The following is a 13,982-nucleotide window of genomic DNA, read 5'->3' as shown; positions in this document are numbered from 1 at the left end:
CATCGCGCTCTTACGGTCTGTCTCACCAACCGCGGCAACGCCGGAGGGAGACAGGCCATGGCGAAACGGGCCTCGGCAGCAGCCGTACACGTCATCACCGCAGTCCTCGCGTTGGCATTGCCAGCGCTGCTCTACCAGATCGGCTGGCTCACCGTCCCCGAGCTATCCACGGACCAGCTTCGGGCGTGGGTGCACCAGCCATTGACCGCCGGCTTCATAGCGATGCTGGGATACGCCGGAGCCGGAGCACTGTGGGTACTGCTCGTGGCCGCCGTCACCGATCACGCACACCGGTACCTCACCGCTCGCCTACGGTGGCACCTCACCCTGCACCTGCCCGGCCCTCTGCAAGCACTCGCGGCAGCCCTGCTGGGCACTACCGCCGTCACGACCGCTGCCGCCCTTCCCGCCGCCGCGCACGACCACACCGCAGCCGATACCGATCCACCACCAGCCGACAGAGCCGCCCCGATTCACGATGCCCCCGTTCTTCCTCCGCCAGGCGTCCCTTCACCTTCCCCCCAGGGACTCACCGCCATCTCGGCAACAGCGACCACCGCCCCACCAACACCGACGAGTCCCGGTAAGACGACAGAGTCCGCAGGTCACGCTTCCCCGCCGGTCCTCAACCGCACCGGCGCGCATCCCCCACCCCACGCCCCACGCGAGAAGGTCCGGGTCGCTGCCGGAGACAACCTGTGGAACTTAGCTGCCGAGCATCTCGGTGACGCGACCCGGTGGCGGGAGATCTACGCCCTCAACCGGGGACACCGCCAGACCAACGGCTACGCGCTCACCAACCCCAACACGATCCACGTCGGATGGAAACTCACACTTCCCGCCCACCAGGCCACACCAACACCCGCCCTACCCCACCCCAAGCCACCCGCCGCCGGCAACTCCGGCCACGCCATACCCAAAGCGGAGACGAGTCCCTCTACACCGCTCACCCCTCACACATCAGCTAGCCCGCACCGGTCGGCACCGCACACCGCTGCGCCGAGCACACCAGCCGACACAGCACCCACCACACCCCCAGCGCAACCCCACGCGCAGCCGTACGACGAAACGGAGACCGTGCTGCCGGCGCGAGGCTGGATCAGCCTCGGCCTGGCCGCCGCCATCGCCGCCGTGGCCGCTCTGCTACGCCTGCAACGACGCCGCCGCGCCCGGCTGACCTTCCCCGCATCGGTGAGCACCACGCCGCAACGCTCCCCGATGCCGCCGTCTCTGGCCCCCGTCGACATCATCGGCAGCCGCCACCTCGGCCCCAGCAGCGACCACCGGCCCGCCAGCCTCACCCTTGCGGCACCGATCGGCGTCGACTCGGACGGTACCGAGATCAGCCTGTTCTACCTGCCCGGTCCCGGCGTCGCCCTGCACGGCGACGGAGCCGTACCAGCAGCCCGCGCCGTCCTCGCGTCCGTCCTGACCAGCGGCGCGGTCGAGACAGCCACCGCCCGCCCGGTCGTGGTCACCACCGCCGACCTACTCGCCCGGCTCCTGCCCGAGAACGCCCCGGCGGTCGGGCTGGACCCCGACGGCACCGCCTACGACGGAGAACGCCTCATCGTGCTCGCCGACACCGCTGCCGCGATCACCCACGCCGAGGAAGAGATGATCGGCCGGCGCCGACTGCTGGACACCTTCGACGCCGAGACAATCACCGACCTCAACGCCCGCACCGACCACGCCGAGACCCAGCCGCCGTACGTGCTGCTCATCGACTCCAACCCCCGGCACGCCGCCCGACTCCAAGCCGTCGCCACCCACCGCGCCGCCCTGAACCTGCACCCTGTCATCCTCGGCCCGCACGACGGCATCCCCACCATCGAGATCAGCGTCGAGGGCACCGCCACCAGCAGTGCACCGTATTCGGTGACCCGGCTGTCCGCCCTCCGCGCGGATGACCTCGCCGCCATCCTTTCCATGCTCACCGACGCGATAGCCCGTCCCGAGGCCGGTATCGACGTTGACGACCCGCCCGCCGAGATCTCGCCGGCCGCGGTGACCGTCGAGCCGAACGAGGCCGTACCGCTCCAGGCCGACGACGCGGCGGCCCTGGTCCACCTCCGGGTGCTCGGCCCGGTCACCGTCGCCACCGACGCCGGTCCGATCGCCACCGGAATGCGCAGCGGCTCCTACACCGCGCTCGCCGTCCTCGCCGCCCACCCCGCCGGCCGCACCCTCGACCAACTCGCCGCCGACCTACACCCCAACGCCGACCCGGCCGCCGCCGTCAAACGCGTCCGCACCGACATCACCTCCGCCCGGCGGGTGCTACGCGCCGCCACCGGCCACGACGAGCCCATGTTCATCGTCTACGACCCCGCCACCGGCCGATACCAGCTCGACCCGCAGACCGTCACCGTGGACCTCTGGCAGATGCTCACCGCCATCGACCAGGCCACCACCACCGACGACGACGACGAGACAACGATGCTCACCGCGCTACGCCGGGCCACGCAGCTGTACGCGGGTGACTTCGCCGAGGGCCACGACCACACCTGGGCCACCGACTACGCCACCAGCTACCGCCACCAGATCCTCACCGCATACGCCCGCATCGCCGAGATCCTCGAACCCGACCACCCCGACCAGGCCGTTGCCGCCCTCGAACGCGCCGCCGAACTCGACCCCGTCAACGAGGAGCTGTACCAGCGGATCATGCGCATCCACGGCCGACAGCAGCGCCCCGATGCCGTCCGGCGCACCCTGCGCCGGTTGGAGGAACGTCTCGCGGACCTCGGCGACGCCGAACCGTCCCAGGCCACCCGCCGCGTCGCCGAGCGCCAGCTCCGACCCGTCGCCCCTGCCGATGGAGGACAGCCGTGAACCACCGCCAGCTCCAACGGATGCAGTGGGCAGTGCGGGCCACACTGGTCCTCGGCGTGGCCGCCTCGGTCACCGCGAACATCCTGCACGCCCAGCCAAACCCGATCTCCCAGACCATCGCGGCATGGCCACCCCTGGCCCTCCTGATCACCGTCGAGCTGGTCACCCGCATATCCGTCTACCGTCGTGCGCTCGGCATCATCCGGATCGCCGCCGCCTCGACCATCGCCGCCATCGCCGCCTGGATCAGCTACCACCACATGGTCGGAGTCGTCGCACGGTACGGCGAAACCGGCACCGTCCCCTACCTCTTACCGCTCTCGGTGGACGGGCTGATCATCGTCGCGTCGGTATCGCTCGTGGAACTCGCCGCCCGCCGCCGCGAAGCCGACCGCGAACCACGCGCCGTAACGGCGGAGACTCCACCGGCACCATCTCCCGGTCAGCCCGTCGAGTCGACACCCGTCGAGACCGCGCCGGGGATCAGCGGCACCGGGCCAACCGGTCGGAGTCCACTGTCCGGACCTCCTTCCCGCGATGCCGATGCCGACGAGTCGGCCCAGGGCGGGACTCCTGACGCTGCCGGCCACCGGGACGACGATCAGGAAGCGGACGGCAGCGAGACTGGTGCTGACCTTGATGCGGAACCTGACGATGACGACCCATCCGACGAGACCGACGTCGACCTCGCCCCGGACCTGGTGCCGCTCCTGCCCGCCGCCCGCGCGGCCCGAGACGAACTGACCCGCGAAGGCCACACCGTCAGCCGGGATGCCCTCGCCCGACGGCTACGCCAGAACGGCCACTCCATCCGCAACAGCGCCGTCTCACAACTACTCGCCACGCTGCGCCAGGAGACACCACCGGTCAACGTCACCCGAACCACGGCATCGGTATAGCGTGCCGACGTCAGCTCACCGCAGGATCAGACACGCGAGGCGACCATACGTGGCCGAGCCTGCCCGAGCGGCCAGCGCCGCCCGCCCCGCCCACAGCACTGCCCGCCCTGGTGCATCGACTGCCGCCACGACGACGCCGATCCCTTCTCACCCGCACCGAGGCGCGGCCGACACCGTTCACGCCCACGACGACGCGTGCTCCTGGTCGAGACACAGGTGCGGGTCGCGTACTGGGACAAAGCCCCGGACTGGATCGGCAGCGATCCCGCCGATCTCGAACGCCCCTACGTCGAGATCAGCGGCCCCACCGAAGATGACCTGCACCTGAGTCTGACACCGGAGCACGCTCGCGCTCTCGCCGCCGCCCTGCTCCGCGCCGCCGACACCGCCGACGCGGCCATTCAAGGCAGCGCCCCGCAGTGACACGCAGCAACCGCGAGCGGCGGCGGTCCACCCTCGAACGGAGCCGTCAGTCGTGACCCTGGCATGGCGCCGGGGGTGGTCTTGATCGCGCCGTCGAGGTCGGCGTGGATAGGCACGGCTGCCCGAACGGGCACCACGCCGAACCCTGCCAGAAGGGATCACCGATGACCGACGCAACGCCCGGCCTCCGTACGATCGAGGTCGCTGACGACGTGTACGACGTGCTGAAGCGCACCGCCGACAGCCGAGACACTGACATCAACGGCGCGCTGCGCTACCTGATCGAGGTTCCGACGCCTCGGCCCGCCGCTGAGGACGACGACGAAGACTGAATCGCTCGCACGACAGGTGCCGCCGAGGCCGGGCTGACCCGACTTCGGCGGCACCTGTCGTACTCAGGCCGTCTACCCGGAAGAGGTATAGCGTGGCGCGCACGCGGCGGCAAGAAGTCGCTGCGCCGTGCGCTCGGTGATGCCGAGCTGCTGAGCCAGCGCGACACCGAGACCGCGCCGGTCGCGTCCCGTGCTGTCCGCCTCGGCCAGGAGCACGATGGCAGCGGATAGCCGAGGGTCGTCCGCGTACGGATGCGGTTTGCGGGCACCGGTGGTGCCGGGGGTGCGGCCGGTGGACTGTCGACCCGTACGGGCGTCGGCCACGGCCCACACGGTCCGCCGGAACCACAGTCGGCGCACCCGCCCGTCCGACAGCGTCTCGACGCGGTCGGGGTGGTTGTACAGGGTGTCGGGCAGGTTGCGGTACGAGCCGTAGCCGAGGACTCGCGCCGCCGTACCCGAGCCGATGAGGTCTTCGGAGTCACCACGGCGGTCGACCTTCGTCAGCTCGGCGCGTTTCGCGGCCCGGTGCGCGATGTGGAATGCCTCGATGTCGTCGAGCCAGAACCACTCGCGGCCGTCGTGCAAGAAGCCTTCGGGGAAGTTGAACCGGGCGCGGTGGCGGTGCCAGTGGTTGACCGTGGAGTACGCCGCGCCGGTATGCGCGGCGACTCCGGCCCGGTCGAGGGCGGGCCGTCCGTCGATCATGCGTCGTGCCACGCCCCCATCCTCCCTCCGGTGCCGGGTCGCTGCCGGTGCGGTGGCATCGAGCGGGTACGGCTCGCCGTAGGATCGGCGGCACGCCCTGACTCGGGTAGAAGCGGTCTTGTATCTGCGGGCGGCCCGGAGTGGGCGAGGTGGCCGGTCGGGGTTGCACGCACCCTCGGGTGTGCCCGCCGGCCACCGACCCACCCCGGTTACTTCGGTGGGCGCAGCACCTTCCAGGCCACCTGCGCCATACGGTCGATGCGCAGCGCGGCCAGTTTCGCGCGGGTGGCGGGTTTGAGCGCGTCGTACACGGTCAGGATCGCGGCGGCGCTGGTCGCGTCCACCAGCACCCCGTCGATCTTGCGGCACGCGCCGCGCTTCGCCTCGCGGAGCAGCTCGATGACGCGGGGGTCACCTGCTGTCGCGTCGTCCGGGAGCGCGTCGATCTCGGCCAGCCCTTCGCAGTCGGGACAGGTCACGAGGTGCGGGTCCTCGGTGACCTGACTCAACGGCACGTCGGCAGCGCCACACACCGGCCCCATCCGGCGGCGGGCCTTCGCGTGGGTGAGGGCAGGCCATCCGTGCCGCCCCGTGGTGTCCGTCATGGTGCCTCCCCCGTCGGGTGAGTCCAGATGCCGAGGGGGTGACCCGGCGCGATCCGGCCTCGGCCGGGGGCGAGGGTGTCGAACACGTCGGAGTACCGCTCATAAAGCTGGCCCCGGGTCCGCATGAGGTGCTTGCCTCGGGTGAGCTTCGCGGGCAGGGCCTCGACCACCCGGCCGATCAGCCCATACAGGTCCCGGGCCTCGATGAAGTCGGCGCACCCGTCGCACGCCGACCAGCCTTCGCCCCACGCCTGGGTGAAGGCGTGCTCGGTGTCGGTGCGGCGTACCCGTGCCGCGTGGTGCTGAGACTGGTAGTCGCCTACGGCGATGACCTGCGCGGTGACTCGGCGGGCGTCGGTGATCTGGTTGGCGCACCGGTAGATCCAGGCAGCGTCGGGCGCGGTACAGAAGTCGCACTCGATGATCGGATCGAGGACCTCCGTGATGGGTACGGGCTCGGGCCGGTGGTCGCTGCGCTGGCCGCGCTGCTCGGCCGCGTGCAGGTACTCCACGATCATGCCCAGGTTGTTGAAGCGGATGTTGAGCGCTCGGCGGCAGCGGCGGCAGTAGAGCGACTCCGGGACCGGCGCCGTGCTCACGTCGAGCGCTGCCGCCTCGGGGAGTCGGGCGGATTCCTCGGGGTGCGGGGAGTTCGATGGCATTACTGGTCGCCTCCGTCCTGGTGGCGGGTGAGCGGCGGCCGGGTGGGCTTGGCGGGGCCGAGGATCAGGCCGAGACGCAGAGTCGCGAGGTCGACCAGCCGCCGCAGCAGGCTCGCGGTTCCAACGCTGAGGTCGGCGTCGTAGTCGTGGGCGATGCGGCAGGCGTCGCGTACCGCCTCGGCCGCCGTGGTGAGCGCAGCCTCCAGGGCGGCGCGATCGTCGGCCCGGGTGGCTCGCCTGACCTTCGCCGCCGGATAGGTGCGCTCGTCGCCGTTGGGAAACCGGAGGGTGCAGCTGCGGGCGTAGGTGGTGTGCGGGGTGGAATAGCGGACATCGATAACGGTGCCGAGGCGGTACTCGACCGGGTCGGTCGGCGTGATCACCCGCGCGGTGTCGCCGTACTCCATGGATCGGTACATCACAACTCCGTTCAAAGGGGTGAGGGCTAGCTGGTGGAGTGGTCGAGTTCGCCGCCGGTGGCCGGGTGGGGTGGGAAGGCGGGGAGGATGCCGCTGAGGGTGCCGCCGGTCTGCTCGTCGGTGATGGCAGCGCAGGCGATGAGGGCGGCTCCGGCGGCGAGGGCCTGGGCCGGGGTGTACCGCACGCGGACGGCGCGGGTGCCGTCGAGGGTGGTGGCGCGGACCTCGACGCGGCCTCGCTGCCAGGTGGCCACGGGAAGCTCGGCGTCCGGTACGGCGGTCATCGTCCCGCGCAGTGCCTCCCGCAGCGCGGCGCGCAGGTGCTCGCGTCGGCGAGCGGCGATTGCCTGCCAGTCCGACGCCTTCTTCGTGTGCGCCGTGTGGTCGTCTCCTGCGCAGGAGGCCGCGCGGGCGTGGAATCGTTCGGCGTTGCCGATGGCCTGGGCGAACTCGGCAGCGAGGTCGAACAGTCGTTCTGGGTTCATGCGGATACTCCCTGGTGAGTCAGAGGGGGCGTCGCCCGGTGTGCCGCGCGGTCCCGGGTCGGACCGGTGGCCGCGCGGCACACCGGGCGACGGTCAGGAACGGGCGACCGGCGGGCCGGCGGCCCCGTCCGGGGTGGCCTCCCGACCGGTGGACCCAGTAGGGGCGAACGGGGGTGCGGCCTTCACGTACGGCAGGCCGGGGTCGAGCTTCTGACCGATGCGGTCGAGCACGATCGCCCCGTTGGCGGTCAGGTGCGCGCCCACGGCGAGGGCCTGCGCGCCGGTGAGCAGCACAACGAGGCGGCGGGCCGAGGTGTCGTGAACGTGCAGCTCGACGTGGCCGTTGGTCAGCGGCCGGACCGGCATGAACCGCTCGACCTGCGCCGCGCCGGGCAACCCCGCGCGGATCGCCTTGACCAGTTCCCGCCAACGCTCGTCAACGAGTGCGTCGAATCGGGCGGCACGTTCGATCAGGGTGGCGTGTTCGTCGTGGCTGGTGGAGTGTCCGGCCAGCGCGCGAGCGACCTCCGCCCGCGCGAACTGGGCGCACACCTCGTTAGCCAGCGCGATCACGGCCGAGTCGGTGGGCACCGAGGCGGGCGGTGGCGCGACGACCGGCTCGGTACGGACTTTCGCCGTGCCGGTGGCGCTGTGCGCCCCGGTGACAGGGCCGGGCTTGTTCCTCTTCCGGCGTCGGAACCATGGCCAGCGCATCTCAGACCGCCAGCAACTCGAACGCGCGGGCCTTCAGGTCCGCACCAGCACCGGTCAGCGCCCGCGAGGCGCGGGCGAGGTCGGTCTTGGCGGGGGCGAAGTGGTCCACGTACTCGGTGATGGCCTGGTATCCGGCCCACCGAGTGCCCTTGATCGCCTTCTGCGTGTCCGCGTCCCGGATCAGGTACCGCAACGTGTTCGTACGCTGCTTCGCGTTGTTCTTCGCCGTGTCGGAGGCGTCGTCGGCGAGGGGCCACACCTGCGCGACGATCTTCTCGAACTCGCCCATGGTCAACGACTCGTTGATCATCTTCTCGGCTTCGGTCTCGAACGCGTCGAACGCCGTCCACATCAGCCCGAGGGCCTGCCGCGCCTCGGCGATCTTGCTGGTCACGTTCGAGGTGTGCCGGAACGTGTACGAGCTGCGCGACCGCTGGTAGGCGAGGGCCTGGGTGTTCGCGCACACGATCCGCACCGGGGTCGCGTCGAGGCGCAACGAGGCGGTGCCGTCGTGGGAGGTGGTGGCCGCGAGGTACAGGTCCATGTCGTCCACCCCGGCAATACGCATCGCCGTCGGCAGCTTCATGGTCACGAACACCGACCGGCCCTTACGCATCGAGCCGGCGGTCTCGAAGTGCGCGCCGGAGGCGTCAACCAGGAGGTTGAGGGTCTCGGCGACCTGCTCGTTCTGCACCACCGAGTAGTCCTCGCCGACCACCCCGAGGTACTCGGTCTCACCCGTGGCCGGGTTGGTGCGCACGGTCATGTACTTGTCGGGGCAGTCGACCTTCGTCACCCCACGCTCGGTGACCTCGATGCCCTGAAGGGCGATCTTGCGGACCTCCCAGCCGCCGAGCCACGCCTTACTCATGACCTCCTGCGCGGTCATGCACGAGTCGGTAACGGTCCCGAGCTGGTGCCAGGCGGTCAGCCGTGCGGAGGCGAAGGCCGTCTGGCCGTTGGCGAGAGTTTCGAGTTCGTGTGCCACGGTGGCACCCCTTCCAGCTTGTAATTTCGGGCGGGCGGCGGGGCCGGGGGTTGCCACCCCGGCCGCGCCGTCACTAACAATGTTTCCTGCCTTCACCCACCGATCAAGACGATCGGTTCGAGTCGATGAAGGTTTCTGCGGCGAATCTGACGCCCACCGCGCGGCGTGGCCTACCGGGTGTCGGTGGCCGGGCGTAGCCGACCGTCCGGGCCGTACAAGTAGGTGTGCACGGTTTTGAACGGGGCCGGTAGGTACACGGTGAACCCGTGTTCGGGAATGAACCGGGTCCGATACGCGCGGGTGATGCCCAACAGGTACCGGTCGGGTTTGTCGCCGTGCGACCCCGGCGGAATGATGCCCGCCCCGGGCCGGTCGGCACGGGCGCGGCGGTGCCGACCGAGCGCGATGTGGGGGCACAGCGACAGGGCGGCGGTCATGCACTCGGGGTGCCCCGGCGGGTCGGCGTAGCGCATCAGCTCGGCCGCGCGGGGTCCGCCGAGGAACGCCACCCAATAGCCCATCGGCTCACCGCACAGCGAGCACCTTCGTTCGACCGCGAGGCGGGTCGAGACGGTGGTGTTGATCGTGGTGAAGTCCACGTGCAAACCGCCGCCCGTGGAGTCCGGGTGGATGTTGACCGGCGGGATGGGCAGACCGCGCCGCGCGTCGTGAGGACGCGCGGCCAACAAGGGCGGGATCTCGGGCCGGTCGGCGGCCGGGCCAGTCACGAGGCACCGGCCGCGCGGGTCGGCCGGGCATCGGTCACGGTGACGTGCGGTAGCTGTGACCGCAGAACGGCGTGCGCCCGTTCCCATTGCGCCTCGGTCAGGCACCGGCTCACCGGTTCGAGGTTCGCGGCAGTCATCGTCACGGCCATGATGTCGGCCTCGTCTGCCGAGTCGAACACGGCCACCAGGTCACCCCCGGTGACTACATAGACGCGAGGATCATCGGCGGGTGAGGCCACCGGGGCGGTACGGCGGTGTTCGGCCAGCCACCGGCCGATCACCTCATCCGGGTCGCCGGTCAGGGTGGCGGTGTCGTAGCCCTCGCCATCGAGCCACGCGAGGTGATCGGCGACGGTCCAATCAGGATGGATAAGCCACGATTGCCGCACGGCCTGCCACATGGTCAGGCGTGCCGGTGCGCCGATCGGGTCCGCCGGTTGCGAGCCGTTCGGGCCGGGCACCGGGCATAGCGGGGTGCCGTCGTGGTGGGAGGTGGCCGGGCGCGAGGCGAACCCGTCGAGGGGCCAGTCGCGCGGCGGCGTGGTCCGGGCGGGTTCGCCGCATTCGGGGCAGCGCAGCGACCCCGGCGCGTGCGTTGGGCCGTGGGCGGCGTGGTGGGGGTGGTCGTGGGGGGTGGTCATAGTCTGTTCCTTTCGTCGCGCTTGTGGGTGGGCGTGTGGGTGCTGGGGCCGGGCGTGGTGCCCGGCCCCGGCGGGGCGGTAGGTCAGGCCGCTACCGGCGCGGCGGCGGCCTCGTCGGTGCCGGCCTCGTCGTCGTCGGCGGTGGTGTCGGTCTGCGGCGGGGCCATGAACGCGCGGACTTCAGCGGTCGGGGCGGGCGCGTCGTCGGCGAGGGCGTACGTTTCCGGTGCCTCGCGGGTCAGGATCAGCACCCCGGCATGGGCGAGCTTGGACATGGCGTTGCGGACCGCGCCGGGGCTGCGTCCGCCGATCTCCCGGGCGGCGGTGCCGGGGGTCACGTCGTGGCCGGGGCCGAGGTCGCGCATGAACGCCTCGACCCGGTTGCGCAACTCGTTCTTGCCCAGCTTTGCCGACCCGTCGCTGTTGGTCTCGCCGGTCGTGCGGCCGGTGCCGGTGGTGCGCCGGGCCGAGGGGCGGCGGATCTTGCGGGTGTGCCCGCACGTCGGGCACGTGGAGTGCGTCGGGGCGTCGGCCGGGTCCACCGTGGCGAGGTCGCCGTCCCCGATGACCCACAACTCGTTACCGTCGTCGTCAACGGGGAGGCGACGCGCGGCACCGGCAACCTCCATCGCGGCGAGGATCGTGTCACCCATCGCCACCGACAGGCCGCTCTCGTTGATCGCGTTGTCGGCGGTGATGCCGTCCGGGTGCCCACCCAACACACCGGCCATGATCAACACCTTGAGGTCAGGCTGACGCGGGGCGACCGGTACCCCCGACACCGGCGCACCGGACACGGGGGCCTCCGGGAGCGCGGACTCGTCCGCCCGCCGCCCCCGTTCGCGTCGTCGGCGGGGATCGCCTCGCCGGTGCCGTCCGGGGTGGCGTCGTCGGCCGGGGTCGCCTCGTCGGTGGCGTCCGGCGTCGTGTTGGTGGTGTCGCTGCCGGGGGTCGGCTCGTCGGTGGTGGCGGGGTGCCAGATGTCGGCGCTCTTGCGGTTGCCGTTGGTCGGGCCGGGGGTGCGGGTGGCGGTGCCGTCGGCCTCCATCGCGGTGAGGGCCTTGGAGGCGGTCGACTGTCCCACCCCGGCCTCGGCGGCCAGGTCACGAACGGTGATGCCCTCGGGGTGGTTGACGAGGGTCCGGGCGACGGTAGCGGCGGTGGTGCTCGGGGCGGTGTTGGCGTTGGTGGACATGGTGAAAAAACCTCCGTGCAATAGGGGTCGGCAATAGCGATTCCGCGTGCGCGTGGTGCGCATTGTTTGCGGTTTCGCCGGGGCGGTTTTTGTTGCCCACGTCCATGGACCCTCTGCACGCGATGATTGTCAACCCCGTTGCGCAAGACTCTTTACGGGGACTATCCCCGCGCCGCTTCCGTTCTCGATTCGGGAACCGCTACCGCCGCCCGAAACGCCATTTGACGGCCCCATCCCCGACGCTGCGGCACGTTCGGCGCGGCTCCCCGGTGCTGCATAGGGTGGGCGGGACGGGGGCCGCTCACGCCGTCTTGCGGGGTCGCGGTTTCCGGGTGGAAACGACTACGCCGCGCGCCCGGCAGACCGGACGCGCGGCGCGCTCACCGCAACCCGCGCGGGCCTTCTTGCATTGTGCGGAAAATCACTTCACGAATCTACAGGGCCACGCCCTTGTGGTGCATGAAAGGAACGGGGTCAACGGCATTGTTCTCGGTGGCGGGATAGCCTTCGTGGATCTCGTAGTGCAAATGTGGGCCGGAGGAGTTTCCGGAGCTTCCGATGTGGCCGATTGGCTGCCCTGCTATCACGGTCTGCCCTGTCCGCATCATTGGCTGTCGCACCATGTGGCAGTACCGCGAAACGACGTCTCCCGCGTGGCGGATCTCCATATACCAGCCGCACCCGCCGAGGCCGGGGTAGCCGTCACGGTCGCACGGCATCGGGCCGCCGGTAGGTTCCCACGAGTCACCCCCGACGTTGCACCGCACGCGCACCACCACGCCGCCGGACGCGGCACGGATGACGGTGCCTTTCGCGGCCATGATGTCGACCCCGTCATGGCCGGGCCGGTCGCCGGTGCGGAACCCGGAACCGGCCGTGCCCGCCACGGGGCGAGTCCACCCGGAGGCACTGATCGGCGCACCATCGCACACGGGCAGCGTTCCGCCGGTGTACGCCGACACGATCTCGGTTGCTCGCGTCTCGTGTTTGGCGTAGGCGTCCGGGTACGCCGACCGTTGCACCTTCTGTGCGGCCTCGGTGAGCGGTAGCCGTTCCCACCCGGGCACCCTTAGCAACGCCTCGTAGAACGTTCCGGCGGCGTACTCGGGGTTCATGATCTGTTCCGGGGTGCCCCATCCTTGCGACGGTCGCTGTTGGAACAGCCCCAACGAGTCATGATCGTTGTTCGGGCCGAGGTCACCGTGGTTGATCAACGAGGATTCCTGCAGGGCGGTGGCAACCGCGATCACCCACCCGCGCACCGGTACCCGCAACCGCTCACCCACGGTCACGACCACCCCGGCATTAGGGGCCTGCTCCGCCGACAGCCTCGCCGGGTTCGCGCCCGGCACCGTGACCGCCCCGACGCAGCTACCCCCACCACCGCCCCCGCCGAACACCGATGAGACGACCCCGGCGGTAGCGGCCGTGAGTAGCAGCAGCAACCCGGCGACCCCGGCCGCACCCCAAACGGCTACCCGTCCCACGGCGCACCACCGTCCCCGCGCGGTGCGGGTAGGTCGGCCATGCTCACCCGGTCGTGGTGACCCACGATGCGCCAGACCGGCCCCGCCGGGCCGGGCTCGGCGGCGTGGTCGGCGGCGGTGGTTGCCACGGTCACCCCGTCCGGCACCCCGGCCCGCCGGAGGTAGGCATGGAGGTTGGTCTCACGGGCGGTGGTAGGTAGCCAGAACAGCACCGGGTACGCGCGGCGGGGCGGTAGCGCGGCGTAGCCGGTCAGCTTGCCCACCACCCGCGAAAGGGTCTCGGTGCCGAGGTCAGCCTCGACCCAGAACGGCACCGCACGCCCGTTGTCGGACCATACGCCGTGTCCGTCCGGGCGGACCAGGTTGCCGCACGCCTCCCGGCAGCGTGCCTCGTTCCACCACCGCACCAGCCGCGCGCCGGGGTGCGTGCGGGCGTGAGCCGTGAGCGCGACGAAGAACCCGTTCACCGTGAGCAGGTGCGCCAATGTCGGGGACATGGCGAGTCGGGCGGTGGCGTCGCGTACAACGGCCGGGCGGGGCAACGCCTCACCTCGTCCGGCCGCGATCAGGGCCGCGCCGACCGGGCCGAGGGTCCACCTCCACGCTTGCGAGCCGGGCCGCTGGTAGTGGCGGAACCGGTCGAGGATGTCTCGATCGTGCAGGGTGTTGAGGCGGTTGCGGGCACGACCGACGGAACCGAAGGCGAGGTCGACGAGCTGGTCGGTGGTGAAGGTTCGATGCTGGTCGAGCAGGTCGAGCAGGAGTCGGTCTCGGGGGGTGAGTCGTCCGAGTTCGGCGGCTACGACGGAGGCCGTGAGGCGGGAGCTGCCGGTGGCAGATGTGCGGGTAGGAGGGATATCT

Annotated in this window: 15 protein-coding genes and 1 pseudogene; 4 read left to right on the top strand and 12 right to left on the bottom strand. The window is 70.9% G+C overall.

Annotated elements, in window-relative coordinates; genetic code table 11:
- Positions 1-57 precede the first annotated feature (57 nt).
- The 4 genes from J7462_RS23210 (at position 58) to J7462_RS23195 (ending at position 4,489) form a co-directional block, all read left to right on the top strand.
- Positions 58-2,835, top strand: a complete 2,778-nt coding sequence (locus J7462_RS23210; protein WP_219466532.1) for a BTAD domain-containing putative transcriptional regulator — start codon at positions 58-60, stop codon at positions 2,833-2,835.
- Positions 2,832-3,734, top strand: coding sequence for a DUF2637 domain-containing protein (locus tag J7462_RS23205; RefSeq protein WP_219466516.1), 903 nt, complete (start codon positions 2,832-2,834; stop codon positions 3,732-3,734). Before J7462_RS23210 ends, J7462_RS23205 begins: the two co-directional genes overlap by 4 nt.
- Positions 3,735-3,779: 45 nt before the next feature.
- Positions 3,780-4,157, top strand: a complete 378-nt coding sequence (locus J7462_RS33735; protein ID WP_374197587.1) for a hypothetical protein — start codon at positions 3,780-3,782, stop codon at positions 4,155-4,157.
- 164 nt (positions 4,158-4,321) lie between these two features.
- On the top strand, positions 4,322-4,489 hold the full coding sequence (locus J7462_RS23195) for a hypothetical protein (protein ID WP_219466513.1): 168 nt from the start codon (positions 4,322-4,324) through the stop codon (positions 4,487-4,489).
- 72 nt (positions 4,490-4,561) lie between these two features.
- On the opposite strand, the gene J7462_RS23190 is transcribed toward J7462_RS23195, so the two are convergent.
- The 12 genes and pseudogenes from J7462_RS23190 to J7462_RS23135 all read right to left on the bottom strand — a co-directional run bounded on the left by J7462_RS23190 (position 4,562) and on the right by J7462_RS23135 (position 13,978).
- Positions 4,562-5,197, bottom strand: coding sequence for a hypothetical protein (locus tag J7462_RS23190; protein WP_219466510.1), 636 nt, complete (start codon positions 5,195-5,197; stop codon positions 4,562-4,564).
- A 209-nt stretch (positions 5,198-5,406) separates the two neighbouring features.
- The gene (locus J7462_RS23185; RefSeq protein ID WP_219466507.1) at positions 5,407-5,802 is read right to left on the bottom strand and encodes a hypothetical protein; all 396 of its coding nucleotides are present in this window, start codon (positions 5,800-5,802) and stop codon (positions 5,407-5,409) included.
- Positions 5,799-6,464 carry a hypothetical protein gene (locus J7462_RS23180; protein ID WP_219466506.1) on the bottom strand — a complete coding sequence of 222 codons (666 nt, stop codon included), beginning with the start codon at positions 6,462-6,464 and terminating at the stop codon, positions 5,799-5,801. The genes J7462_RS23185 and J7462_RS23180 overlap by 4 nt, the downstream gene beginning before the upstream one ends.
- Positions 6,464-6,883 carry a hypothetical protein gene (locus J7462_RS23175; RefSeq protein WP_219466501.1) on the bottom strand — a complete coding sequence of 140 codons (420 nt, stop codon included), beginning with the start codon at positions 6,881-6,883 and terminating at the stop codon, positions 6,464-6,466. The genes J7462_RS23180 and J7462_RS23175 overlap by 1 nt, the downstream gene beginning before the upstream one ends.
- 26 nt (positions 6,884-6,909) lie before the next feature.
- Positions 6,910-7,368, bottom strand: a complete 459-nt coding sequence (locus J7462_RS23170; protein ID WP_219466499.1) for a hypothetical protein — start codon at positions 7,366-7,368, stop codon at positions 6,910-6,912.
- A gap of 93 nt (positions 7,369-7,461) precedes the next feature.
- Positions 7,462-7,941: a hypothetical protein gene (locus tag J7462_RS23165; RefSeq protein WP_308291002.1), complete on the bottom strand. Its 480-nt coding sequence runs from the start codon at positions 7,939-7,941 to the stop codon at positions 7,462-7,464.
- A 142-nt stretch (positions 7,942-8,083) separates the two neighbouring features.
- Positions 8,084-9,070: a DUF932 domain-containing protein gene (locus J7462_RS23160; protein WP_219466491.1), complete on the bottom strand. Its 987-nt coding sequence runs from the start codon at positions 9,068-9,070 to the stop codon at positions 8,084-8,086.
- A gap of 170 nt (positions 9,071-9,240) precedes the next feature.
- Positions 9,241-9,756 (bottom strand): hypothetical protein, encoded by a 516-nt coding sequence (locus tag J7462_RS32535; protein ID WP_255597860.1) that lies wholly within the window; start codon positions 9,754-9,756, stop codon positions 9,241-9,243.
- A gap of 38 nt (positions 9,757-9,794) precedes the next feature.
- Positions 9,795-10,439, bottom strand: coding sequence for a hypothetical protein (locus J7462_RS23150; protein WP_219466489.1), 645 nt, complete (start codon positions 10,437-10,439; stop codon positions 9,795-9,797).
- Between the two features lie 83 nt (positions 10,440-10,522).
- Positions 10,523-11,634 (bottom strand): annotated as a pseudogene (locus J7462_RS33730) (MarR family transcriptional regulator).
- 434 nt (positions 11,635-12,068) lie between these two features.
- The gene (locus tag J7462_RS23140) at positions 12,069-13,121 is read right to left on the bottom strand and encodes a M23 family metallopeptidase (protein ID WP_219466487.1); all 1,053 of its coding nucleotides are present in this window, start codon (positions 13,119-13,121) and stop codon (positions 12,069-12,071) included.
- Entirely contained in the window at positions 13,109-13,978 is an 870-nt protein-coding gene (locus tag J7462_RS23135; protein WP_219470623.1) for a replication-relaxation family protein, read from the bottom strand. Before J7462_RS23135 ends, J7462_RS23140 begins: the two co-directional genes overlap by 13 nt.
- Positions 13,979-13,982 lie beyond the last annotated feature (4 nt).

The organism is Micromonospora sp. RL09-050-HVF-A, from assembly GCF_019374995.1.
Classification (GTDB): Bacteria; Actinomycetota; Actinomycetes; order Mycobacteriales; family Micromonosporaceae; genus Micromonospora; species Micromonospora antibiotica.
This window is presented reverse-complemented; position numbering and strand designations above follow the sequence as displayed.